2 protein-coding genes are annotated in these 1,992 nt (G+C 69.6%); both read left to right on the top strand.

The window, feature by feature from the left end:
• Window positions 1-638 (top strand): acyltransferase (locus NBW84_RS01925; protein WP_250281123.1); only part of this gene is annotated, 638 nt, incomplete at its 5' end.
• 312 nt (window positions 639-950) lie between these two features.
• Window positions 951-1,943: a M48 family metalloprotease gene (locus NBW84_RS01920; protein ID WP_250281121.1), complete on the top strand. Its 993-nt coding sequence runs from the start codon at window positions 951-953 to the stop codon at window positions 1,941-1,943.
• The last annotated feature ends 49 nt before the right edge of the window (window positions 1,944-1,992 follow it).

Below are 1,992 nucleotides of genomic sequence, written 5' to 3'. Positions count from 1 at the left end.
GCCGGTACTGGCGGTTCGCGCTGTTTCGGCTGCGATATCCGCAGGTGGTGACGGAGGGTTTCGTTTTTCTCGGGAAGAACGTGGCCGTCGAGGGGCGCCCCGGTTACGGGCGGATCGTGCTGGGCCGCTGGGTGCACCTCGGCGACAACAGCCGGATCCGTTGCCACGAGGGGAACCTGCGTATCGGCGACAAATGCGTCCTCGGCCGGAACGGCACCATCAACTGTTATCTCGACGTCGAAATCGGCGCAAAATCAATGATCGCGGACGATGTGTACATCATAGATTTCGACCACGTGTTCGACGACATTCACGTGCCCATCAAGGACCAGGGCATCGTGAAGTCCCCGGTGCGGATCGGCGCGGACGTGTGGATCGGCACCAAGGTCACCGTGCTGCGCGGGAGCCGTGTCGGTTCGGGGTCGGTGGTCGCCGCGGGCGCCGTGGTGAACGCCGACATCGCGCCGATGTCGGTCGCGGTGGGTGTCCCCGTCCGCGTCGTGCGTAACCGGATGGCGGACTATCAGGCGGCCGAGGCGAAGCGGGCGGCCCTGGCCGACATCGCCCGCAAGACGGCCGCGGCCGCCGCCGAGGTCGTCGCGGCCCGCGCCGAGGCCGGTCGTCCCCGTCAGGGGTGACCCGCCCTGGTGACCGTCGGACCGGCGGCCGGCCCGGTGGCGGATCCGGCGATCGGCATAATGATCGACAGGACGGCCGACATCATGTCGGGAAGTCGACTTCGTCACCACCGGGGGCGGGGCTTTCGCGGCCTTCCGGCGGGCTCTATTATGTCGTCTGACGTCCCGCTTCGATCGACAATATGACGATCAGCCGGCATGGCGGTCGACATGGCGGTCGACAAAGTGGCCGACAACAGCAGCCCGAGCGGGTGTCCCGAGAGGTTGAGGATGGCCGAAGCCGACGACATCGTAAACATCCGGAAGCTGCCGGTGGATTTCACCAAAACGATCCGACAGGTTGCCGACCGGCCAGAAAAAAGCGGGCGTGTCCGGTTGCCGGGGCTCGACCCCGACGCCTTTCGGCATCCTCTCGACCGGCGGGCCACCCGTACGCTGCAGCGGATTCCCGGGTTCGACCGGGCGGTGGCGAAATACATCGAATGGGGCGTGGAGCGCGGCCACTACGTGGAGCACACGGCGTCCAGCGTGAAAGTGGGGCCGAACCAGCTCCCGGAGATCTACGCGATCCTGCGCGAGGCGTGCGCGATCCTGGACGTCCCGGAGCCCGAGCTCTACGTCCGGCGCGGCCCGGTCGACGCCTACACCGCCGGGCACACCCGCCCCTACGTGGTGCTGTTCACCGACCTGCTCGACATCATGGACACCGACGAGCTGCTGGCCGTGATCGCGCACGAGCTCGGCCACGTCAAGTGCGGCCACATCCTCTACGGGACGATGGCCCGCATCGTCGGCGGCGCCATGGGCGCGGGGGTGGCCCGCGGGGCGGGCGCCGTCATCGGCAACGCCGCATCCTTCGGGCTGGGCGCGGGCCTGGCGGCCTGGGCCCGCAAGGCGGAGCTGACCGCCGACCGGGCGGCCATGCTCGCCGTCCAGGATCCCGGCCCGTGTGTCCGGATGATGATGAAGCTCGCCGGCGGCGCGGCCCGCTGGCTGGACCAGATGAACCCCGACGCCTTCCTCGAGCAGGCCCGGATGCTCGACGACATGGTCGAGCAGAGCCCCCTCGCCTGGTTGCACCGGCTGCGGATCCGCGCCACCGGAACCCACCCGCTCGCGGTCGAGCGTGCCCGCTACTTCGACGAGTGGCTGCACGAGGACGAGCCCCGGAAGATCCTGGAGGGCATCTACGCCGTGCGGGCCGGCAGCCGGCACTGCCTGACCTGCGCGACACCGCCGCGTCCGACCGAGAACTTCTGCGCGTCCTGCGGCACCGGTCTCGCCGTCTGGACGGCCGCCGGCTGACCCGGCCCGGCCGGACGCTTCACCGCACGCCGGGGGGCTGGCGCACGCC

Source organism: Protofrankia sp. CiP1_Cm_nod2 (genome assembly GCF_920664355.1).
GTDB lineage: Bacteria > Actinomycetota > Actinomycetes > Frankiales > Frankiaceae > Protofrankia.
This window is presented reverse-complemented; position numbering and strand designations above follow the sequence as displayed.